At 60.2% G+C, this 22,513-nt stretch carries 17 protein-coding genes; 2 read left to right on the top strand and 15 right to left on the bottom strand.

From position 1 onward, the window contains the following. Window position 1: 1 nt before the first annotated feature. The gene (locus tag AB5Z05_RS11775; RefSeq protein WP_320545984.1) at window positions 2–1,546 is read left to right on the top strand and encodes an HD domain-containing phosphohydrolase; all 1,545 of its coding nucleotides are present in this window, start codon (window positions 2–4) and stop codon (window positions 1,544–1,546) included. Between the two features lie 64 nt (window positions 1,547–1,610). Here the strand turns inward: AB5Z05_RS11775 and purL are convergent, their stop codons facing one another. Continuing rightward, on the bottom strand, window positions 1,611–5,534 hold the full coding sequence (gene purL / locus AB5Z05_RS11770) for a phosphoribosylformylglycinamidine synthase (protein WP_201941780.1): 3,924 nt from the start codon (window positions 5,532–5,534) through the stop codon (window positions 1,611–1,613). Window positions 5,535–5,683: 149 nt separating this feature from the next. On the opposite strand from purL, the gene mltF reads away from it, so the two are divergent. Beyond that, entirely contained in the window at window positions 5,684–7,168 is a 1,485-nt protein-coding gene (mltF, locus tag AB5Z05_RS11765) for a membrane-bound lytic murein transglycosylase MltF (RefSeq protein ID WP_320545983.1), read from the top strand. 373 nt (window positions 7,169–7,541) lie between these two features. Here the strand turns inward: mltF and AB5Z05_RS11760 are convergent, their stop codons facing one another. The 14 genes from AB5Z05_RS11760 to hscA form a co-directional block, all read right to left on the bottom strand. Next, window positions 7,542–7,766, bottom strand: a complete 225-nt coding sequence (locus AB5Z05_RS11760; protein WP_042056368.1) for a zinc ribbon domain-containing protein — start codon at window positions 7,764–7,766, stop codon at window positions 7,542–7,544. 124 nt (window positions 7,767–7,890) lie between these two features. Next, window positions 7,891–9,387, bottom strand: a complete 1,497-nt coding sequence (gene der / locus AB5Z05_RS11755) for a ribosome biogenesis GTPase Der (RefSeq protein WP_005333794.1) — start codon at window positions 9,385–9,387, stop codon at window positions 7,891–7,893. Window positions 9,388–9,461: 74 nt separating this feature from the next. After that, complete coding sequence (gene bamB / locus AB5Z05_RS11750; RefSeq protein ID WP_005333796.1) at window positions 9,462–10,646, bottom strand: outer membrane protein assembly factor BamB; 1,185 nt, start codon at window positions 10,644–10,646, stop codon at window positions 9,462–9,464. Beyond that, window positions 10,639–11,289 carry a tetratricopeptide repeat protein gene (locus AB5Z05_RS11745; protein ID WP_100645612.1) on the bottom strand — a complete coding sequence of 217 codons (651 nt, stop codon included), beginning with the start codon at window positions 11,287–11,289 and terminating at the stop codon, window positions 10,639–10,641. Before AB5Z05_RS11745 ends, bamB begins: the two co-directional genes overlap by 8 nt. 3 nt (window positions 11,290–11,292) lie before the next feature. Next, window positions 11,293–12,570, bottom strand: coding sequence for a histidine--tRNA ligase (gene hisS / locus AB5Z05_RS11740; RefSeq protein WP_005351051.1), 1,278 nt, complete (start codon window positions 12,568–12,570; stop codon window positions 11,293–11,295). Between the two features lie 138 nt (window positions 12,571–12,708). Then, window positions 12,709–13,824: a flavodoxin-dependent (E)-4-hydroxy-3-methylbut-2-enyl-diphosphate synthase gene (ispG, locus tag AB5Z05_RS11735; protein ID WP_005333801.1), complete on the bottom strand. Its 1,116-nt coding sequence runs from the start codon at window positions 13,822–13,824 to the stop codon at window positions 12,709–12,711. Between the two features lie 10 nt (window positions 13,825–13,834). Next, on the bottom strand, window positions 13,835–14,803 hold the full coding sequence (rodZ, locus tag AB5Z05_RS11730; protein WP_120414052.1) for a cytoskeleton protein RodZ: 969 nt from the start codon (window positions 14,801–14,803) through the stop codon (window positions 13,835–13,837). Then, on the bottom strand, window positions 14,793–15,584 hold the full coding sequence (gene tapF / locus AB5Z05_RS11725) for a PilW family type IVa pilus biogenesis/stability lipoprotein TapF (protein ID WP_085943024.1): 792 nt from the start codon (window positions 15,582–15,584) through the stop codon (window positions 14,793–14,795). The genes rodZ and tapF overlap by 11 nt, the downstream gene beginning before the upstream one ends. A gap of 11 nt (window positions 15,585–15,595) precedes the next feature. Continuing rightward, complete coding sequence (locus tag AB5Z05_RS11720; protein WP_005344856.1) at window positions 15,596–16,699, bottom strand: bifunctional tRNA (adenosine(37)-C2)-methyltransferase TrmG/ribosomal RNA large subunit methyltransferase RlmN; 1,104 nt, start codon at window positions 16,697–16,699, stop codon at window positions 15,596–15,598. A gap of 167 nt (window positions 16,700–16,866) precedes the next feature. Then, a complete protein-coding gene (gene ndk, locus AB5Z05_RS11715) occupies window positions 16,867–17,295 on the bottom strand; it encodes a nucleoside-diphosphate kinase (protein WP_005333805.1) in 429 nt (142 codons plus the stop codon). A 267-nt stretch (window positions 17,296–17,562) separates the two neighbouring features. Next, window positions 17,563–18,846, bottom strand: coding sequence for an aminopeptidase PepB (gene pepB, locus AB5Z05_RS11710; RefSeq protein ID WP_005359802.1), 1,284 nt, complete (start codon window positions 18,844–18,846; stop codon window positions 17,563–17,565). Further along, window positions 18,843–20,147: an aminopeptidase PepB gene (gene pepB, locus AB5Z05_RS11705; RefSeq protein ID WP_120414051.1), complete on the bottom strand. Its 1,305-nt coding sequence runs from the start codon at window positions 20,145–20,147 to the stop codon at window positions 18,843–18,845. Before pepB (AB5Z05_RS11705) ends, pepB (AB5Z05_RS11710) begins: the two co-directional genes overlap by 4 nt. Before the next feature lie 173 nt (window positions 20,148–20,320). Next, complete coding sequence (gene fdx, locus AB5Z05_RS11700; protein ID WP_005333808.1) at window positions 20,321–20,659, bottom strand: ISC system 2Fe-2S type ferredoxin; 339 nt, start codon at window positions 20,657–20,659, stop codon at window positions 20,321–20,323. Between the two features lies 1 nt (window position 20,660). Further along, window positions 20,661–22,508, bottom strand: coding sequence for a Fe-S protein assembly chaperone HscA (gene hscA / locus AB5Z05_RS11695; protein ID WP_368151609.1), 1,848 nt, complete (start codon window positions 22,506–22,508; stop codon window positions 20,661–20,663). Between the last annotated feature and the right edge of the window lie 5 nt (window positions 22,509–22,513).

Below are 22,513 nucleotides of genomic sequence, written 5' to 3'. Positions count from 1 at the left end.
GATGTCCGAACTCCTCACCTCCTGTGCACTCCCCCACCCACTGACCGATGCACTCCCCTCCTCGGCGCTGTTGCTGACCCAGGTGATGGATCAGCTTCCCTATCGGGTGCTGCTCAAAGACACCCGATTCAGCTACATCGCGGGCAACCGCCTGCTGGCGGCGGATCTCGCCCTCTCACCAGAGGCACTGGTGGGCAAGAATGACTGCGACTTCTTTCCCCCCGAACTGGTACAACGCTATCGGGAGGATGACGCCAGAGTCATGCGCGAGGGAATACACCAGCACATCGAAGAGCCCTATCTGAAGGGGGGAGAAGCCCGCTGGCTCAGCACCACCAAGTTTCCCCTGCGTGATGAGGCGGGGAGTATCGTGGGGGTCGGCGTCTTCTTCGAAGACATTACCGAGCAGAAGTGGCAGCAGGAGAAACTGCAACAGTACAGCTGGACCCAGCAGGCGATCAGCCGCGCCCACCACGCCCTGCTCAAACCGGGCGATGAGCCGCAACTGCTGCAGGATATCTGCGATGCCATCGCCGTCGATGACCGTTTTCCGCTGGTGGCAGTGCTGCAAGGCCAGCCCGAACTCGCCCAACCGCCGAGGATCGTGGCGCAGGCAGGCAGTGCCGATGCCTCGGAACAAACGCTGTGGTTGAACGATGAGGCCCTCACCCAGGCCATCCTCCACCAGCGGCGCCTCAATCAGGTGATCTTCCACGAGCGGCCCCATACCGGCCGCCACCCGTTGCGCTCCCGTCTACTGATCCCCTTGCCACTGCAGGAGGATCAGGCCGGTACGCTGATCATTCACAGCGACCAGCCACGGTTGTTCAGCCAGGAGGAGGAGCAGCTCTTCATCCAGCTGACCGACTACCTCACCTATGGCCTGCAGGCACGCCATACCCAGCAGGCTTATCTGCGCTCGCAACAGGAGAAGATCTTCCATGCCCGCCAGCTGGAGCTGGCACTGGAAGATGCGCTGGGTGCCATCGCCGCCGTGCTGGAGCAGCGCGATCCCTATACCGCTGGCCATCAGAAACATGTGGCCAAGCTGGCCCAAGCCATCGGCCGGGAGCTCAGGCTGGAAGAGAAGCGGCTGCGGGGGATCTATCTGGGCGCCATGGTGCACGATATCGGCAAGATCCAGGTACCGGCCGAAATTCTCACCAAACCGGAACGCCTCACGCCACTGGAGTTTGAGCTGGTCAAGGAGCACCCCGCCATCGGCTATCTGGTGCTCAAGGATATCGACTTCCCCTGGCCCATCGCCCGGATGATCCACCAGCACCACGAGTATCTCGATGGCTCCGGCTATCCGCAGGGGCTCAAGGGAGATGAGATCCTGCTGGAGGCCCGCATCCTCACCGTCGCCGATATCGTCGAATCCATGTCCTCGGATCGCCCCTATCGCGCCGCCCTCGGCATTCCCCAGGCCCGTGAGCAGATCATCCAGATGCGCGGCCATCAGCTCGATGCGGATGTGGTGGATGCCTGTCTGCGGATCCTCGACCGGGGAGACTTTATCCCCCAACCGCTCGGCAAGCCGTAACGACACGGATAAAAAAACCGGCCAATTGGCCGGTTTCTGTTTTTATGCGCTGGCGCTGTCTCTATTAACCCAGACGAACCCGGGCGTTGCGGAACATCCGCATCCAGGCGCCGTCCTCGCCCCAGTTGTCGGGGTGCCAGGAGTTGGCCACGGTGCGGAACACCCGCTCCGGGTGCGGCATCATGATGGTGGCGCGGCCGTCGGTGGTGGTCACGGCGGTGATACCATCCGGCGAGCCATTCGGGTTGGCCGGGTACTGCTCGGTCACGCTGCCGCGGTTGTCGACAAAGCGCAGCCCTACCAGACCGCTCTGCTGCAGTGCGCTCAGGTGAGCGGCATCGCGCACCTCGACACGCCCTTCCCCGTGGGAAACGGCAATGGGCATCACCGAGCCTGCCATGCCGGCGAAGAAGGCCGATGGGGACTCCTGCACCTCAACCAGACTGAAGCGGGCCTCGAAGCGCTCGGAGCGGTTGCGCACAAAGCGCGGCCAGAGATCGGCACCCGGGATGAGATCCCGCAGGTTGGACATCATCTGGCAACCGTTGCAGACACCCAGAGAGAGGGTATCGCCGCGCTCGAAGAAGCGCTGGAACTGCTCGCGGGCGTTGTCGTTGAACAGGATGGACTTGGCCCAGCCTTCCCCCGCCCCCAGCACGTCACCGTAGGAGAAACCGCCGCAGGCCACCAGGGTCTGGAACTCCTCCAGCTTGATGCGACCGGAGAGAATGTCGCTCATATGGACATCGACCGCCGCGAAACCGGCACGATCGAACGCCGCCGCCATCTCCACGTGGGAGTTGACCCCCTGCTCGCGCAACACCGCCAGGCGGGGGGAGACCCCGCGGGCAATGTAAGGTGCAGCCACATCCTCGGACGGGTTGTAAGTCAGCTTGGCATGCAGACCCGGATCGGTGGCGTCCTGACGGGCCGCGTGCTCACTGTCGGCGCACTCGGGGTTGTCGCGCAGGCGCTGCATCTGCCAGCTGGTCTCGCCCCAGATGGTGCGAAGGGCGGTACGGCTGGCACGATAGACCTCCTGACCGCCCCGCTGCAGGGTAATGAGATCCCCTTCGCGCACGGTACCGAGCACATGGGAGCAGGCCGCCAGACCGTGACCGGCCAGCAGGGTCATCACCGCCTCTTTGTCTTCACGGCGTACCTGAATGACGGCGCCCAGCTCTTCATTGAACAGCGCCGGCAGCAGCTCGCCGCCGATGCGATCGAGCTGGATGTCGAGGCCGCAGTGGCCGGCAAACGCCATTTCGATCAGGGTAACGAACAGGCCACCGTCGGAGCGGTCGTGGTAGGCGATCAGTTTGCGATCGGCCACCAGCGCCTGAATGGCGTTGAAGAAGCCCTTGAGCTGGACCGGATTGTCGAGATCCGGCGCCTTGTCACCCAGCTGGCGATAGACCTGCGCCAACGCCGAGGCGCCGAGGCGCTGCTTGCCATTGCCAAGGTCGACGAGGATAAGGTCGGTTTCACCGAGATCGGTACGCAGTTGCGGAGTAACCGTGTTGCGCACATCCTCGACCCGGGCAAAAGCGGAGATGAGCAGGGAGAGCGGCGAGGTGACGCTGTGCTCCTTGCCATCCTGCTGCCAGCGGGTCTTCATGGACATGGAGTCCTTGCCCACAGGAATGGTGATGCCAAGGGCTGGGCAGAGCTCCTCGCCCACCGCTTTGACCGCCTCATAGAGACCGGCATCTTCCCCCGGGTGACCGGCAGCGGCCATCCAGTTGGCGGAGAGCTTGACCCGCTTCAGCGACCCGATGTGGGCCGGCGCCAGGTTGGTGAGCGCTTCCGCCACCGCCATGCGAGCGGAGGCGGCGTGGGAGAGCAGCGCGACCGGGGTGCGCTCGCCCATCGACATGGCTTCGCCGTGATAGCTGTCGTAGGTGGCAGCGGTGACGGCGCAATCGGCCACCGGGATCTGCCAGGGACCAACCATCTGGTCGCGATTGACCAGACCGGTCACGCTGCGATCGCCGATGGTGATAAGGAAGGACTTCTCCGCCACGGTCGGCAGGCGCAGTACCCGCTCGGCCGCGTCACTCAAAGTGATGCCATCGAGCTGGAGCGCTTTGCCCTGTGCTGGGAGGGTCACCACGTCACGGTGCATCTTGGGCGCCTTGCCGAGCAGCACGTCCAGCGGCAGATCGATGGGCTGATTGTCAAAGTGGTCGTCAGAAAGGGTCAGATGCTTCTCTTCGGTCGCGGTACCGATCACGGCATAGGGTGCGCGCTCGCGCTCGCACAGGGCCTTGAACAGCGGCAGCTTGTCCTGCGCTACCGCCAGGACGTAACGCTCCTGGGATTCGTTACACCAGATCTCCAGCGGGCTCATGCCAGGCTCGTCGCTCTGGATGGCGCGCAGATCGAAGCGACCGCCACGCTCACCGTCGTTGACCAGCTCCGGCATGGCGTTGGAGAGACCACCCGCCCCCACATCGTGGATAAAGACGATAGGGTTGTCGTCACCCAGCTGCCAGCAGCGATCGATCACCTCCTGGCAACGGCGCTCCATCTCGGGGTTGTCACGCTGCACCGAGGCAAAGTCGAGATCTTCGGCCGACTGGCCGGAGGCCATGGAGGATGCGGCACCACCGCCCAGACCGATGTTCATCGCCGGGCCACCCAGCACGATCAGTGCCGCGCCGACCGGGATCTCCCCTTTCTGGACATGTTCGGTGCGGATGTTGCCGATACCGCCTGCCAGCATGATGGGCTTGTGGTAGCCACGCACCTCGACGCCGTTGTGGCTCGGCACCTCCTCTTCGAAGGTACGGAAGTAGCCGAGAATGGCCGGACGGCCGAACTCGTTGTTAAACGCGGCGCCGCCGAGCGGCCCCTCTTGCATGATGTCAAAGGCGCTGACAATGCGGCTCGGCTTGCCGAAATCCTGCTCCCAGGGCTGCTCGAAGCCGGGAATGCGCAGGTTGGAGACGGAGAAACCGACCAGACCCGCCTTGGGCTTGGCACCGCGACCGGTGGCACCCTCGTCGCGGATCTCGCCGCCTGAGCCGGTAGCAGCCCCCGGGAACGGGGAAATGGCGGTCGGGTGGTTGTGGGTCTCCACCTTCATCAGGATGTCGACCTGCTCCTGATGATACTGGTACTCGCCGCTGGCCGGGCTCGGGAAGAAGCGGCCACCCTGGCTCCCTTCCATCACGGCGGCGTTGTCTTTATAGGCAGAGAGGACATGATCCGGCGTCTGCTCGAAGGTGTTCTTGATCATCTTGAACAGCGACTTGGGCTGCTGTTCGCCATCGATGGTCCAGTCGGCATTGAAGATCTTGTGACGGCAGTGTTCGGAGTTCGCCTGGGCGAACATGTAGAGCTCGATGTCGTTGGGGTTGCGACCCAGCTTGGTGAAGTTCTCTACCAGATAGTCGATTTCGTCATCGGCCAGCGCCAGACCGAGCGCTACGTTGGCTTCGGCCAGGGCTGCGCGACCACCGCCCAGCACATCCACCTGGGTGAAGGGGCGCGGCTCGTGGTGAGCAAACAGGGCAGCAGCTTCACTCATCTCGGCAAACACCACTTCCATCATCCGATCATGGAGCACGGCAGCAATGGCGCTGCGCTGGGCGGCACTCAACTCACCCTGCCCCTTGATGGTCAGGTAATAGGCAATACCACGCTCCAGCCGCTTGACCTGTTTCAGGCCGCAGTTGTGGGCGATGTCGGTTGCTTTGGAAGACCAGGGGGAGATAGTGCCGGGGCGGGGGGTAACAAGAAACAGCTGACCGCTGGGGGTGTGTTCGGGGATGGTCGGGCCGTAGCGCAAGAGCTGGCCCAAGGTCGCTCGCTCGGGGGGAGAGAGGGGGCTTGTCAGCTCGGCAAAGTGCACGTATTCGGCATAGACATCCTCTATCTCTACTCCGCTCTCTACTCCACTCTCGTTTCTCATCTGTGCGAAGCGTTGCAGCAGTTTTTGGACACGAAAATCAGACAGTGCTGGGGCACCACGCAAGATATCCATATGACCTTTCTCACCAAGTTTTAAAGTGGGGGGGAATTGAGACGCGCGTATTATAGGGATCTGGCTCACAGCGGACAAACGTTTTTCTCACTTCGTGCAGTGTGACTCTGCGCACACTCTCTGGTATAAAGGTGCCTCTTTTTTGACAAATGCCGATTTTTTCAACAAAGGTACTCACCTACTTGCGCTGCATTTTTCGACTGTTTATCGGGCTGTTGTTGACGCTGACGCTGGTTGGCTGCGACTTCTATAGCCCCTCCAGCCAGCTGGAGCAGATCCGCCAGCGAGGCGAGATCCGGGTTGGCACCATCTATGGTCCCACCTCCTATTACCAGCGTGACGACCTCGCCCAGGGGTTCGATTACGAGCTGGCGCAAAATTATGCCGACTGGTTGGGGGTGAAACTCATCATCATCCCGGTCGACACCACTGACCAACTGGTCACCCTGCTGAAAAAGGGCAAACTCGATCTGGCGGCTGCCGCCATCATGGTCACCCCCGAACGGCGCGAGCTGTTTCGCTTCGGCCCGGGCTTCTACCAGGTCTCCCCCAAACTGGTCTACCGCAACGGCAAACCCAAGCCGGCCTCATTGAACGATATCAAGGGCAAGCTGGTGGTGGCCGCCGGCTCCACCGGTGAAGATCTGCTCAAAGAGATGAGCAAAGAGAATCCGAAACTAGCCTGGAGCACCAGCGACAACGCCGATGTGGAGGAGCTGCTCAAGCAGGTGGTGGATGGCAAGATTGACTACACGGTAGTGCAGGATACCGTGCTGGCCCGTACCCAGCGCTACTACCCGGAGCTCACCGAGGGGCTGACCCTGGCCCAGAAGCAAACCGTTGCCTGGGCCATGAGCAAACTGCCCGATGACAGCCTCTATGCCAGCGTGATCGACTTCTTCGGTCAGCGCTTTATGGATGGTGCCATCGCCAAGCTGGACGAGAAGTACTTCGGCCACGTGCAGAACTTCGACTTTGTCGATACCCGCACCTTCCTCAAGCGCGCCAAGAGCCTGCTGCCCAAGTACCAGCCGCTGTTCCAGACTCACGCCAAGAATATCGACTGGCGTCTGCTCGCCGCCATCAGCTATCAGGAGTCTCACTGGGACCCGCAGGCCCGCTCCTACACCGGCGTGCGCGGCATGATGATGCTGACCGAGCCCACCGCCAAGGCGATGGGAGTCAACGACCGGCTTCATCCGGAAGAGAGCATCAAGGGTGGCTCCCTCTATCTGCAACAGATGATGGAGAAGGTGCCGGATTCGGTGCCCGATGACGAGAAGGTGTGGTTTGCCCTCACCGCCTACAATATCGGTTACGGCCACATGATGGATGCCCGCCGCCTGACCAAAGAGCTCGGCAAGAATCCCGACGCCTGGAGCGACGTGAAAGAGGTGCTGCCGCTGCTGCAACAGGCGCGCTGGCACCGCAAGGTACGTTACGGCTATGCCCGTGGCAGCGAGGCGCGTAACTATGTCAACAACGTGCGCCAGTATTACCAGAGTCTGCTCTGGCTCGACAACGAGCAGCAGAAGGCACATCAGCGGGAGAGTCTCGACAACGACAGCGAGCCCGAGCTGGCCGAGCGCCCCACTGCCATCGCCGAAGTGGTCAATCAGATCACCATGCGCTAACCAGCCATTATTCGGCTGTTTTCACGCAAACTTCTCTGTTACCATCGATTCACATCGGAGCCTATCCGAAATCGCATTGTTTTCATTATGTTGAGAGATTAAATAACAGCAATTTCGGATGGGCTCCATCAATGACCCAAGGCCTGGATGGCCACCTGAGTTGGGAGGAGACCAAGATGCAAAAACGTAGAAAAATCAGTCTGGTCAGAAAAGCGAAGTGCAGCTGGAGCCCCAGACGCAAACTCAAGCTTAATGACATCAAGCGCAACCTGTGGCGCAGAAATCGATCCTATACCCTGCTTATTGCAGAGCACACAGCATAAACCCGGCATTAGCCGGGTTTTTTTATCTTCTTTCTCACCTGAATATCGTCTTATACCAGCGCCGCCTTGAACTGTACCGACCGCTTGGAGATCAGCGAGTTGCAGTGGTTGCAGAAGTAATCCACTGCGCCGCACGCCTTGAGACGCTCCAGCTCCTGCTGGCAGGTGGGGCAGATGGCCGTGACGTGGACATTGGCCTGACACTGACCACAGGTTTGCTCCTTGCTGCGGGTATCCAGTTCAGCCTGGCATGATGGACAAAGCAGGGCTTCCATAATCAACTCCTCGAAAAGTGGATCTGCCATGGTCTTGTTCCATGGCAGATCCCCCTCCCCTTATTCCTCACCTTAACATGGCGAGGATAACAAAGCGGCTGCCGGTGAGGGCAGCCGCAAGGACTTATTTCTTCTTCATCTTCAGCAGGCGTTTGCGCTGACGTTCCTGACTCAGGGTCATGGTGTTCTTCTTCCCTTCAAACGGGTTGACCGACTCCTGGAACTCGACCCGGATTGGCGAGCCCATAATCTTGAGGGACTTGCGGAAGTAGTTGATCAGATACCGCTTGTAGGAGTCCGGCAAGTCGTTCAGCTGGTTGCCGTGGATCACGATACGCGGCGGGTTGTAGCCACCGGCGTGGGCATACTTGAGCTTGACGCGGCGACCATTGACCATCGGCGGCTGGTGATCTTCCTGCGCCATCTGCATGATGCGGGTCAGCATGGCCGTGCTGGTACGACGGGTGGCGGACTGGTAAGCCTCCTGAATGGATTCAAAGAGATGGCCGACACCGCTGCCGTGCAGGGCGGAGATGAAGTGAACGCGGGCGAAGTCGATGAAGCCCAAGCGACGATCCAGCTCGTTCTTCACATCCTCTTTCACCTTCTGATCCAGACCATCCCACTTGTTCACCACCAGCACCACGGAGCGACCGGCGTGGAGCACATAGCCAAGGATGCTCAAGTCCTGATCGGTGATGGTCTCCTGGGCGTCGATCACCAGCAGGCAAACGTTGGCATCTTCGATAGCTTTCAGGGTCTTGATAACGGAGAACTTCTCCACCGTCTCGTGCACCTTGCCACGACGACGCACACCGGCTGTGTCGATAACCACATACTTCTGCTCATCACGCTCCATCGGAATGTAAACAGAGTCACGGGTGGTGCCGGGCATGTCATAGACGATGACCCGATCTTCACCCAGCATGCGGTTGGTCAGGGTAGATTTACCGACGTTGGGACGGCCAACGATGGCGAACTTGATGGGCAGGTCGGCGAACGGGGTCTCCTTGGTGTCCTCTTTGGTATCGAGTTCACCGGCAGCCACCATGCGCAGCAGGGCTTCTTCGTCGAAGTCCTCCTCTTCCTCATCCTGCGCATCTTCATCGGTAGCGGAGTCGACCAGGGTCTCCAGATGGGGAGCCAGGGCCAGTTCCAGCAGGCTCAGCACGCCACGACCGTGTGCGGCCGCGATCTGGTAGACCTCACCCAGCGCCAGACCGTAGAACTCGGAGACCGCGGAATCACCGTCGATACCATCGGTCTTGTTGGCCACCAGAAATACCTTTTTGTGGGCCTTGCGCAAGTGCTCGGCGATGGCTTGATCCGCCGCGGTCAGACCGGCACGGGCATCCACCATGAACAGCACGACGTCCGCTTCTTCGATGGCCAGCAGGGATTGCTCGGCCATCTTCAGCTCGATCCCCTCTTCGGTGCCATCGATACCACCGGTATCGACCACGATAAATTCCAGCTCGCCCAACTTCGCCTGACCGTATTTACGGTCCCGGGTCAGACCGGGAAAATCGGCAACCAGGGCATCCCGAGTACGGGTCAAGCGGTTAAACAGGGTGGATTTCCCCACGTTGGGGCGGCCCACCAGGGCTACTACAGGAGTCATAAAAGCCTCATTCTCAAGACGACAAAGGCTCCGGGTCCGAAGACCAGGAGCCGGATATTCACATTATCGGACGATCAAGGACGCTTGAGGGCGTACAACTTGCCGTCACGGCTCTGCACATACAGGGTCTCGCCATCCACCAGCGGGGCGGCATAGAGACCACTGCTATCGAGCTGCTGCATCGCCTTGATGGTACCGTCGGTACGATCAAGCCAATACAGGTATCCTTCCACATCACCCACCACCACATAGTCACCGAAGATGACAGGTGCAGTGACGGTACGATTTTCCAGCTGGGTGTTGGACCACAGCTCCAGACCGTTGCGACGGTCGATGGCAAACAGGTGGCTGCGACTATCGGTCAGCACGATGGCATTGCCGGTCATCGCCAGATCGCGATAGCCGGAATACTTGCGCTTCCACACTTCATCGCCGGTCATCAGCTTGCGCGCCATCAGCTGACCGTTGTAGGCGATGGCGTAGAGCTCATCACCGGCAATCAGCGGGCTGGCATCGACGTCAACCATACGGTCCAGCTCGGTGGCACCGCGCGGATCAGCCACCTTGGACTGGCGCACCGGCTGGCCGTTGCTCAGCAGGGCGATGCCCACCTTGCCATCGGCACGACCGTAAATCACGGCGCCGTTGGTGATCACCGGTGCACCGGCACTGCGCAGGGTCAGTGGCGGCTGCTCTTCGGAGAGCGACCACTGCATCTTGCCTTCATCGGTATCGAGCGCAATCAAGCGACCGGAGGTGGTCAGCACTACCACGCGGCCATCTTCCACCGCGGGGCTTGCCACCACTTCGCCGGGCACATTGGTCTGCCACAGCACTTCACCATTCTCTTCGTTCAGGGCGTAGACCACCCCGTTCTCGGAGCCGAGGAACAGCTTGCCGTAACGGGAGACCAGACCACCGGAGAGGCGTGCGCTGCGCTTGTCGGCGTTGACCGGCAGGTCGGCCAGATCGACAGTCCAGAGGCGATCGCCACTGGCACGGTCAAAGGCGCTGACATCGCCGTCGCGGGCCGCCGCATAGATACGATCCTCTTCCACCACCGGCTTGAGCTGGGAGTAGAAGTCACCGATGCCATCACCCACAGTAGATGACCATGCGGTGTCGGCAGTGAAGGCAGATTCAACCTTGGGCAGCGGCGCCATCGGGTTGAGATCCTCTTCGGAACTGAACAGGGAGCAACCCTGCAGAGCGAAGGAGACCGCAGCCCCCAGCGCCACCATCTTGAATAGATTACGCATCCGGTGCCTCACCAGTCGCAACGGCCGGCAGGGCCAGATCGTCCATTTTCAGCTTGAGCTCGGCGCTACCCTGCAGGCCGCCGGCATCCGCCGCCGCCTGATAGGCATCACGAGCCTCTTCGGTCTTGCCCTGCTTTTGCAGCACATCGCCACGGGCTTCGGCTACCTGCGCCTTGAAGGCGTCATTCTGGATGGTCGCCAGCTTGGCCAGCGCTTCATCTGCCTTGCCCTGATCATTCAGCACACGGGCCAGACGCAGCGCCGCGATGGGACGAATGCTCTCGTCACCCGTGGTCGCCACCAGCTCCAGCTGCTCGGCAGCCAGATCCAGCTTGCCCGCCTTGACGGCAGCGGCAGCCAGTTGCAACGCGGCCAGTTCACCGTAGGAGTCACCCTTGTTGGCAGTGACAAACTGCTGTGCCTGCTCGAAACCGGCGGTATCGCCCTTGGCCAGCTGCTCAATCACCTGGTTGTAAGAGTGGGAGGATGCCTCCATGGTCTCTTGCTGGTGCTGGTTGTAATAGCGCCAGCCGAACAGACCGACCAGACCGATCACGGTCCCGGCAATCACCGAGGTTCCGTTCTCTTTCCACCACTCCTTGATAACCTCAACCTGTTGTTCTTCGGTGGTATAGACTTCCACAGCTTACTCTCCTTTGGCTGCCAGCAGGGCAATGGCGGCGTCAACCTTGACGGTCTGTTGCTCGGCCTGACCACGCAGATATTTGATAGTGATCTCCCCGTTTTGCACCTCGGTCTCACCAAGGATCAGGGCGATTGCCGCGCCGCTCTTGTCGGCACGTTTGAGTTGTTTCTTGAAGTTGCCACCACCGCAGTGGCTCATCAGGCGCAGGTCCGGCAGGGCATCGCGCAGACGCTCGGCCAGCTGGAAGCCAGCCTGTTCGGTCCCCTCGCCCACCATCGCCAGATAAACATCCACCGCCGGGCGGATATCGGCGTTGAGCTCGAGGGTCTCCAGCATCAGCACCAGACGCTCCATGCCCATGGCAAAGCCTACGGCCGGGGTCGGTTGACCGCCCAGCTGCTCTACCAGACCATCGTAGCGGCCACCGGCACAGACGGTGCCCTGGGCACCCAGACTGCTGGTGACCCACTCGAACACGGTCAGGTTGTAGTAGTCAAGACCACGCACCAGACGCTCGTTCACTTCGTATTTGATACCGGCAGACTCGAGCAGGCGCTTGAGCCCCTCGAAGTGGGCCAGGCTCTCTTCGCCCAGATGGTCGAACAGACGCGGGGCACCCGCCAAAATGGCCTGTACCTTTTCATCCTTGGAGTCGAGCACCCGCAGCGGGTTGCTGTACATGCGGCGCTGGCTCTCTTCGTCGAGCTGCTCCTTGTACTGCTCCAGATAGGCCACCAGCGCATCGCGGTAAGCGGCACGCTCGGCGCTCTGACCCAAGGTGTTGAGCTGCAGGGTGACATGCTCGCTGATGCCAAACAGACGCCACAGACGGTGGGTCAGCATGATCAGCTCGGCGTCAATGTCCGGCCCGTTGATGCCAAACAGTTCGACACCGAACTGGTGGAACTGGCGGTAACGGCCCTTCTGGGGACGCTCGTGACGGAACATGGGGCCCATGTACCACATCCGGCGTTCCTGGTTGTAGAGCAGACCGTGTTCGATACCGGCACGGACGCAGCTGGCGGTCCCTTCCGGACGCAGGCTCAGGCTGTCGCCGTTGCGATCTTCAAAGGTGTACATCTCTTTTTCGACCACGTCGGTCACTTCACCGATAGCGCGCTTGAACAGATGAGTCTGCTCGACAATCGGCATGCGCACTTCGCTGTAGCCATAGCTGGCAACGACCTGGCGCAGGATCTGTTCAACCTTCTGCCATACCGGGCTCTGCTCCGGCAGGCAATCATTCATACCGCGAATAGCTTGGATCTGTTTTGCCACGTTGATACTCGAGAAAAAGAGGTAAAATTTGGCCGCATTATAGGGATTTTCCCCCCCAAGGTAAAATCAGGGAATCCGGATGCGGGATTTAAAATCAGTCACCTGGAAAAAGGGCCACCCAATGTGGCCCTGTTTCGCTCACTCCTTGTCCATCGGGATCCGGTTAGCGGGATCCAGCATGGCGGCGCGGGCGCGAATGCGGCGCTCCAGAGTTGGAATGAGATCCTTGTTGTCGAGCCGATCGACCCGCTGGCCCCCTTCATAGAAGGCACTCTTGTTGGCGGCACCCGCCAGACCAAGGTCGGAGACCAGCGCTTCGCCCGGGCCATTCACCACACAGCCGATGATGGAAACATCCATCGGGGTGATGATGTCTTCGAGCCGCTCTTCCAGTGCATTGACGGTAGCGATCACATCGAACTCCTGCCGTGAGCAGGATGGGCAAGCGATAAAGTTGATGCCACGGGAGCGAATACGGAGGGATTTGAGGATATCGAAACCGACCTTCACCTCCTCCACCGGATCCGCCGCCAGCGAGATACGCAGGGTATCGCCGATGCCGTCGGTAAGCAGCATGCCCAGACCGATGGCAGACTTCACCGCGCCGGCACGGAAACCGCCCGCTTCGGTGATGCCAAGGTGCAGCGGCTGTTCAATCTGCTTGGCCAGCAGGCGATAGGCACCGACTGCCAGGAACACATCGGAAGCCTTGACGCTCACCTTGAAGTCCTGGAAATCGAGACGATCGAGATAGTCCACGTGACGCATGGCGGACTCTACCAGCGCCTCTGGGGTCGGCTCGCCGTACTTCTCCTGGATATCTTTCTCCAGCGACCCGCCATTGACCCCGATACGGATCGGGATATTGAGGTCGCGCGCGCAATCGACCACCGAGCGCACCCGCTGCTCATTGCCGATGTTGCCCGGGTTGATACGCAGGCAATCGGCACCGTACTCGGCCACTTTCAGGGCGATGCGATAGTCGAAGTGGATATCGGCAACGATGGGGATGCGGGTCTGCTGTTTGATCAGCCGGAACGCTTCCGCCGCTTCCATGGTGGGCACGGAGACACGGACGATATCGGCACCGACCCGCTCGATCCGCTGGATCTGCTCGATGGTGGCGGCGACATCTGTGGTCTTGGTGTTGGTCATGGTCTGCACGGTAATGGGGGCATCGCCCCCAACCGGTACATTACCAACCATGATCTGTCTGGATTTACGACGAATGATGGGTGATTCGTGAGAAGACATGGGAAACAGATTACTCCTGCGGCAGTGAGAAGCGGGCTGTACGACCGTTGTTGTAACGGCTCATATCAAACGACTGACCCTTGTAGTCAAGCTTGACGGCCATGGGCGCGCCAATGATGAACTTCAGGGGCTCGGCGCCTTCCAGCACCAGCTCGTCGTTGGCCTTCTTCAGACCACTGAACAGGGTCTTGCCGTTGGCATCCTTCACATCCAGCCAGCAATCGGCGGTGAAGCTCATCTTCAGTTGCGGCGCAGTCGCCGGATCAACGACAGCCTCTTCAGATTCGGTACCATTGGCGCCGGATACCGCTGCATCGGTCGCAGTGCCGACAGCCGCGCTGACATCGCTCGGGGCAACAGCCGCAGAAGCAGGCGCCAGGGTAGCCGTCGCATCGGAGACCACCGCAGGGGCAGCCACGTCCGTGGCGGCCGGTGCGATGGCAGCGCCTTCCACCGGAGCGGTGTTGATCGCATCGGGCGGCGTGATGGCAGGTTCAGCCGGAGTCGAACCGGTTGCACTCATCTCGGTGGCTGCTAGCGCTTCATCACCGGCGGAGCGACGGGAAGTACTCTGCCACCACCAGGCGACCGAGAGCGCAATCAACACCAGGATCACCAGCCAGGTCACCACCTTGAGCCGACTGTCGTTGGCTTGCTGGCGGGAGCGACGGGAGAAGCTCTGCATGTCGATATTGTCGGGAGGAGTCAGACCCAGCTTGTCGTAAGCAGCCAGAATGGTCTCGTCGGGGATCCCGACCAGCTTGGCATAGGTACGCAGATAGCCCCGAATAAAGGTATGGGAGGTGTGCTTGTCGTAGGTATCCGATTCGATAGCGGCGATCAGGGTCAGACGAAGGTGAATGCGGGACGCAACCTGTTCTCGTGTCCAGCCAAGCTGTTCACGGGCGTTGCGCAGCAATTGGCCTGGGCCTACTGCCTGGGAGTCGTCTTGGAAATCGTGTTGCTGTTCAATAGTCATTGGCTAAATAACGCTTGGCTTGTTGCGAAGTGGGATATTGCCTTACCAGCTCAGTCCCGAATTGGTGAAGTAATGCCGGCTTGTCCATCGCCTGTGCCAGCCGAAGTCTCAACCAGAGACTCTCCTCGTTCTCGTCTGACACATCGGCAAAACGGGCGAGGTAGGACTGCACATCAGGCAGCTTGCCATCTTTCATGGAAAGCTCGGCCAAGTCCAGCAATAACCCTGGATTGCGGGGATTATACCCCAAGGCCAGGCGATAGTACTCGCCTGCTTTATCATTTCTGCGATTTTGCAGCGCACAAAGTGCCGCATTTTCATAGGTATCGGCAATTTTTACGTAACCTGGCTGAATAACAGCCTGGTTGAACGCCTGATCTGCCTCGGCATACCTGCCGCGATCACAGAGGAAGGCACCATAGTTGTTCATTGCGTCAGCATTGGACGGATCCATGGCAAGGGCGTTCTTGTAATGGGTCTCGGCTGCCTTGAAATCTCCTACCTTCTGATAAAAGTAGGCAAAGCCGATCTGGATCTGGGGGTTGGAGGGGTCATACTGGAGAGCGCGGTCAAGATTGAACTTGGCCTGCTCGGCATTGCCCTGACGCAGGTACTGTATACCCAGGTCGAGGCGGGTTTGGGCAGCCGCCTTGAGGTCAGGACCCACTTCACGCTGGGTCGAGTTCTGGCCAGCGTAAGTGGTCTCGGTCACACAGCCTGGCAGCGCGCAGAGCGCTGCCACTACGATCAATGTACGTGTATCCATTCCCTGTCTATACAATGGCTTAGCATTTAAACCATTTTGACGGAAATCCCATCCTGTTGCATCCGATTTTTGATAGTTCGCTTGGTACGGTCAATCACGTCACCCACCAGCTGACCACAGGCGGCATCGATGTCATCACCACGGGTCTTGCGGACAATCACGGTGAAACCGTACTCCATCAGCACCTTGGAGAAGCGATCGATACGGCTGTTGCTCGGCTTGCCGTAAGGGTTGCCCGGGAAGGGGTTGAACGGGATCAGGTTGATCTTGCTCGGAGTGTCCTTGAGCACCTTGGCCAGCTCGTGAGCATGCTGCATATCGTCATTGATATGATCGAGCAGCACATACTCGACGGTCACCCGACCACCGTTGGCATTGGATTTGGCCAGGTAACGACGGACACCGGCGAGGAACTCCTCGATGTTGTACTTGTCGTTGATCGGCATGATCTCTGAACGCAACTTGTCGTTCGGAGCGTGCAGGGAGATAGCCAGCGCCACGTCGATCTGGTCACCCAGCTTGTCCAGCGCAGGTACCACGCCAGAGGTGGAGATGGTCACCCGGCGCTTGGAGATGCCAAAGCCGTAGTCATCCATCATCAGACGCATGGCAGGCACCACGTTGGCGAGGTTGAGCAGCGGCTCGCCCATCCCCATCATCACCACGTTGGTGATGGGACGCTTGCCACCGACCACGCGGGCCGCACGCCACACCTGACCGATGATCTCGGAGACTTTCAGATTGCGGTTGAAGCCTTGTTGAGCCGTGGAGCAGAACTTGCACTCCAGCGCACAGCCAACTTGAGAGGAGACGCAGAGGGTCGCGCGGTCATCTTCCGGGATGTAGACGGTCTCTACCTCCTGATCGCCCACCTGCAGAGCCCACTTGATGGTGCCATCGGCAGAGCGCTGCTCGCGGCTGATCTCGGGCGCCTTGATCTCGGCGATCGCCTTGAGGCGCTCTTTGAGCACCTTGTTGACGTTGGTCATCTGATCGAAATCATCACACCCAAAGTGATAGATCCACTTCATGACCTGATCTGCCCGGAATGGCTTCTCGCCCAGTTCGACGAAAAAGGCACGCATGGCATCCCGATCAAGATCCAGCAGGTTGATTTTTGTTTCGCTCATCAATGGCCTCAGTTCAAACACTTCATCAATTATTGGCTGACGACGTCAGGGGGCGGCATTGTACAAATAATGGGTCTGGCTTTCCACCTGGAGAATAGAGGGATATTGCGTAAACGGCGAAAACAACAAAGGGAGCCGAGGCTCCCTTGGGTCATCATCAACAAAAATCAGCCGCGCGGGCAAATCTCGTTGTCAGAGAAGAAGTAGGCAATTTCGCGGGCAGCGGATGCCGGTGCATCGGAGCCATGTACTGCGTTGCGATCGATGCTCTCGGCATAACAGGCACGCAAGGTACCAGCCAGCGCCTCTTTCGGGTTGGTAGCACCCATGATCTCACGATTGCGACGGATGGCGTCTTCCCCTTCCAGCACCTGCACCATGACAGGGCCAGAGGTCATGAAGCTGACCAGATTGTCATAAAAAGGCTTGCCCTGATGCTCGGCATAGAAACCGGCAGCCTGTTCACTGCTCATGTGCAGCATTTTGGATGCCACCACTTTCAAGCCTGCGCTTTCGAAACGGCTATAGATGGCACCGATCAGGTTCTTGCTGACAGCATCCGGTTTGACGATAGAGAAGGTACGTTCGATGGCCATTGATATCTTTCCTTAACTACAGAGTTTTATTGTTAGAATCCATGTTCGCTGGCGATTATACGTAAACAAAAACCGGAAAAACACACAAACAAGCAACTTTTTATTAAACATCACTCCCTTGCAATCAACATCCACACTCATCTTGACCGAGCAGAGCCGGAAAATATGTGCGCTTGCGCACGATAGTTACCTTAAGCCGCCAAAACCCCATCTTTTGTTCACAATTCGAACAGCATGAAAAAGGCACCCGAAGGTGCCTTGTCTCGCCTATTTGGCTTCCGCCAGCAAGGCCCGCGCTATGGTGCGCATCCCCAGAGTATTAGCTCCCGGCGCCCAGAGGGCATCGCCGTTGTCACTGAAGCAGGCGGCCAGATCGATATGCAACCAGCCCATCCCTTCGTTGGCAACGAAACGGGAGAGGAAACCCGCAGCGTTGGAGGCGCCACCCGGCCCACCCCCCTTCACCGGACGGCTGTTGGCCGTGTCGGCGTAATGGGAAGGGCACTGCTGGCGGTGCCAGGGCTCCAGCGGCAGCGGCCAGGCAGGCTCATGCTCAGCATCGGCATAGGTCATTGCGCGGCTTACCAACCCTTTGTCGAGGCCGAACAGAGCATTGTAGCGCCCACCCAGCGCCATCACGGCTGCGCCGGTCAGGGTCGCGGCATCGATGATCAGCGGTGCGCCGGACTCGCTCGCCAGTTGCAAGCCATCGGCCAGTACCAGCCGCCCCTCGGCATCGGTATTCACAATCTCGACCGTGGTGCCGTTCTTGTAGGTGAGGATGTCGCCCAGCTTGTAGGCGTGGCCGGAGACCAGGTTCTCGGCGCAGCAGAGGATCAGCTTCACCCGCTTGTCGAGCCCGCGCAGCATAGCCAGCGCCAGCGCACCGGTGACAATCGCCGCGCCCCCCATGTCGCACTTCATGGTGAGCATCCCCTCGGAGCTCTTCATGGAGTAGCCGCCGGAGTCAAAGGTGATCCCCTTGCCCACCAGCGCTGCCGCCACCGGCGCCTTGGGGTCACGCCCCGGGTTGAAGTCGAGCTCCAGCAATACCGGTTCGCGCGCACTGCCGCGGCCCACCTGATAGAGGCCGACCCAGCCCGCCTGTTGCAGCGCTTCGCCTTTCAAAATGCGATGACTCACCTTGTCCGGCGCCAGCTCGGTAATAAAAGAGGCCGCTTCCACCGCCAGCTCCAGCGGGCCCAACTGCTCCGGGGTGGCATTGGTCATCTCGCGCACCCAGCGGCCGCAGAGCCAACGCGCTTCCAGCTCCTCTCTGTCCTCTTCCGAGGACATGGCCCACTGCAGTTGCACCTCCGCCTTGGGGGTTTGCAGCCCTTGGGCAAAAGCCCACTGCTGTTCACGCTCCCAGTGACCAGCCAAAGTCACTTTCTGGATCCCCTGCTGGCAGAGGCGACGGGCCGCCTGCTGGATATCGAGCAGAGGATTGGCCGTCACCAGATGGATCACCATGCCGTCGGCACGGTGAGAGAGCAGCGCCCCCTCCCCCCACTCGGCCGGTGCAAATTCACGACTCAGCCAGACATTCATGCGGTCACCTCCTGCAGCCAGCGGGCTATGGTACGCAGACCGTGACCCTTGGCGCCGGTCGCCCAGAGATCGTTGCCCGATTTCTGATAAGAGGCCGCCAGATCCAGGTGCACCCACCCCTTACCCTCATCACGTACGAAACGGGAAAGGAACGCTGCAGCCGTGGTGGCACCGGCCGTGCCTTCGGCTGAGGCGACGTTGCCCAGATCGGCAAAGGCCGAGGTGAGCTGGCTGGCATGCCAGGGTTCCAGCGGCAGCGCCCACGCCTGTTCGTTTTCCACCTTGGCGGCGGCCAGCGCACGCAGCTGTTCGGTCTCATCGAGGGCAAACACCGCATTGTAGTCGCGGCCCAGCGCCATCTTGGCGGCGCCGGTCAGGGTGGCTGCGTCAAGGATATAATCTGCACCGCTGTCGGAGGCCGCCATCAGGCCATCGGCCAGTACCAGACGACCTTCCGCATCGGTGTTCTGGATCTCGACCGAAACCCCATTCTTGTAAGTGAGGATGTCGCCCAGCTTGAAGGCGTGGCCGGAGACCAGGTTCTCGGCGCAGCAGAGAATGAGCTTCACCCGCTGGTTCAGACCGCGGCTGATAGCCAGCGCCAACGCGCCGGTCACCATGGCGGCACCGCCCATATCGGACTTCATCGGCAGCATGTTGTCAGAGGACTTCATGGAGTAGCCACCGGAATCGAAAGTGATCCCCTTGCCCACCAGCGCCGCCACCACGGGTGCATTGCGATCACCGGTCGGGTTGTAGTCAAGCTCCAGCAGCACAGGCTCGCGCTCGCTGCCACGGCCAACCGACCAGATCCCGATATGGCCGGACTCGCGCAGCGCTTCACCGGCGGTGATGCGAGCTGTAACCTGATCCCCGGCCAGACCACGAATGAGCAACAGGGCCGATTCCGCCAGACTCATGGGGTAGATCTCTTCCGGACAGCCATTGGTGATGTCACGTACCCAGCGAGCCGCCTTGAGCAGCGCATCCAGTTCACGGGCTTCCGCGTCGCTCTGCTGGCCAAAATCCAGTTCACGCGCTCCCTTGGCGGCGTAGAACCCCTGGGCGAACGCGTAGCGACGCTCCAGATCCCAGCCTTCACCGACCAGCGTCACCCGCTTGATCCCGCTCGATTCGAGGCGACGGGCGGCGCGCTGAACGGTACGCAGAACATCCTTCTCCTGACCGGCGGCACCAAGATGGATCAGTGCCTCGTCGCCATTGAAACTGAGCTGGGCGCCCTCGCCCCAATAAGCGGCCGCAGCCTGGGTGGATAACGCTACCTTCATCATGTCAGCCATCGTGTTTGCTTCCTTTTTACTGGCACTATGTATAAGCACTCTTTATGGGAAAGAGCTTATTGGCAAAGAGAGAATAACGAATACAAAAAAGGCCGTGCCCCCGAGGGTCACGGCCTTCCACCATATCACTGAAGCACCACAGGATGCTGCACGTGCAATTCACTCATGTGTAATTAATGGCGTTCAGAGGCAAGGTTCAGGGTGTACTTGGGCAGTTCAACCACCAGATCCTCGTCCGCCAATTTTGCCTGGCAGCTGAGACGGGATTCCGGCTCCAGCCCCCAGGCCTTGTCCAGCATGTCGTCTTCCAGCTCGTCACTTGGCTCGAGCGAGTCAAAGCCCTCGCGCACCACGCAGTGGCAGGTAGTGCAGGCACAGGATTTCTCGCAGGCATGCTCGATTTCGATACCGTTGCGCAGCGCCACATCCAGAATGGTCTCGCCGCTTTGCCCCTCGAGGGCGGCGCCATCCGGACAGAGTACGGGATGAGGAAGAATGATCAGTTTTGGCATATTACACCTTGTTGACGTTTTGTCCGGTCAGCACCTTGCGGATGGAGGCGTCCATCCGGCGGGCTGCAAACTCGCCACTGACAGCATCGGCTGCTTCAATGGCTTCTTTGATTTGATGGGTTGCGCCGCTGTTGCGCATGGTCAGCAGATGGGCGATGGCGGCATCAATCTCGGCACGCTCGGCTGCGTTCAGCAGCGCGTCGCCATCGGCGGCCAGCGCCGCATTGAGGCTCTCGACCACCCGGTCAGCTTCAACCTGCTGCTCGGCCAGCATGCGGGCATCCATATCCTGCTGGGCGTTCTCGATGGAGGCACTCAGCATGTTGAGGATATCCTGCTCCGCCAGCCCGTAAGAGGGCTTGACCTGGATCTCGGCCTGGACGCCGGAGGATTTCTCCATGGCGCTGACCGAGAGCAGACCATCCGCATCCACCTGGAAGGTGACGCGAATATGGGCGGCGCCAGCTGCCATCGGCGGAATGCCGGTCAGTGTAAAGCGGGCCAGGGAGCGGCAATCGGCCACCAACTCGCGTTCACCCTGTACCACGTGAATGGCCATGGCGGTCTGACCATCCTTGAAGGTGGTGAACTCCTGGGCGCGGGCAACCGGGATGGTGGTGTTGCGCGGGATCACCTTCTCGGCGAGGCCACCCATGGTCTCCAGACCCAGCGACAAGGGGATAACGTCCAGCAGCAGCATCTCGGCATCGGGCTTGTTGCCCACCAGAATATCGGCCTGGATGGCGGCGCCGATGGCGACAACCTTGTCCGGATCGATGCTGGTCAGCGGCGTACGCTGGAAGAACTCGCCCACCAGTTCACGCACCAGCGGCACCCGGGTGGAGCCACCGACCATCACCACTTCCAGCACTTCCACCTGCTCGAGACCGGCATCGCGCAGGGCGCGGCGACAAGCCAGCAAGGTCCGTTTCACCAGCGGGGTGATGAGTTCATCAAACTGGCTGCGGCTCACTGAACCCTGCCAGCCAGCAAAGGTGCAGGGAAGGCTGTCGGTATCGGTCAGCCCGTGTTTGACGGCAGCGGCCACATCCAGCAGCTCGCGCTGCAGATGGGCATCCAGATCGCCGGATAGACCCGCCTGTTCCTTGATCCAGTCCGCCAGCAGGTGATCGAAATCATCGCCGCCGAGGGCGGAATCACCGCCGGTCGCCATCACTTCAAAGACGCCGCGATGCAGACGCAGGATGGAGATATCGAAGGTACCGCCCCCCAGATCGTAAACCGCAATGACCCCTTCCTGACCGGAGTCGAGGCCATAGGCAATCGCGGCCGCAGTCGGCTCGTTGAGCAGGCGCAGCACGTGCAAACCGGCCAGACGGGCGGCATCTTTGGTGCCCTGACGCTGAGCATCATCGAAATAGGCAGGCACGGTAATGACCACGCCGTCGAGATCGCCACCCAGCGAGGCGGCGCCACGCTCGGCCAGCTTTTTGAGAATTTCGGCCGAGACCTGCACCGGATTGACCAGCCCCTGACGGGTTTGCAGTTGCGGCATGCCATTGTCGGCGGCAACAAACTGGTAAGGCTGCTGGCGGGTATCGATATCGGCCAGCGCCTTGCCCATCATCCGTTTGACCGAGACGATGGTGTTGTGAGGATCGAGTGCCGCTTCGCGCTTGGCATCAATCCCGACTCGAATGGTGTCGCTCTGATAATGCACCACTGACGGGAGCAGGTCGCGCCCTTGCTCATCGCAAAGGGTATCGGCGTGACCGCTGCGAACCGCAGCGACGAGAGAGTTGGTAGTGCCGAGATCGATGCCGACGGCACGTTTGTGCTGATGAGGTACAGCGCTCTGACCGGGTTCGGCGATTTGCAGTAATGCCATGGGTA

The organism is Aeromonas sp. R2-4, assembly GCF_040908365.1.
In the GTDB taxonomy this organism is placed as follows: Bacteria; Pseudomonadota; Gammaproteobacteria; order Enterobacterales; family Aeromonadaceae; genus Aeromonas; species Aeromonas veronii.
The sequence above is the reverse complement of the archived record's forward strand: the minus strand, read 5'-3'. Positions and strand labels throughout refer to the sequence as shown.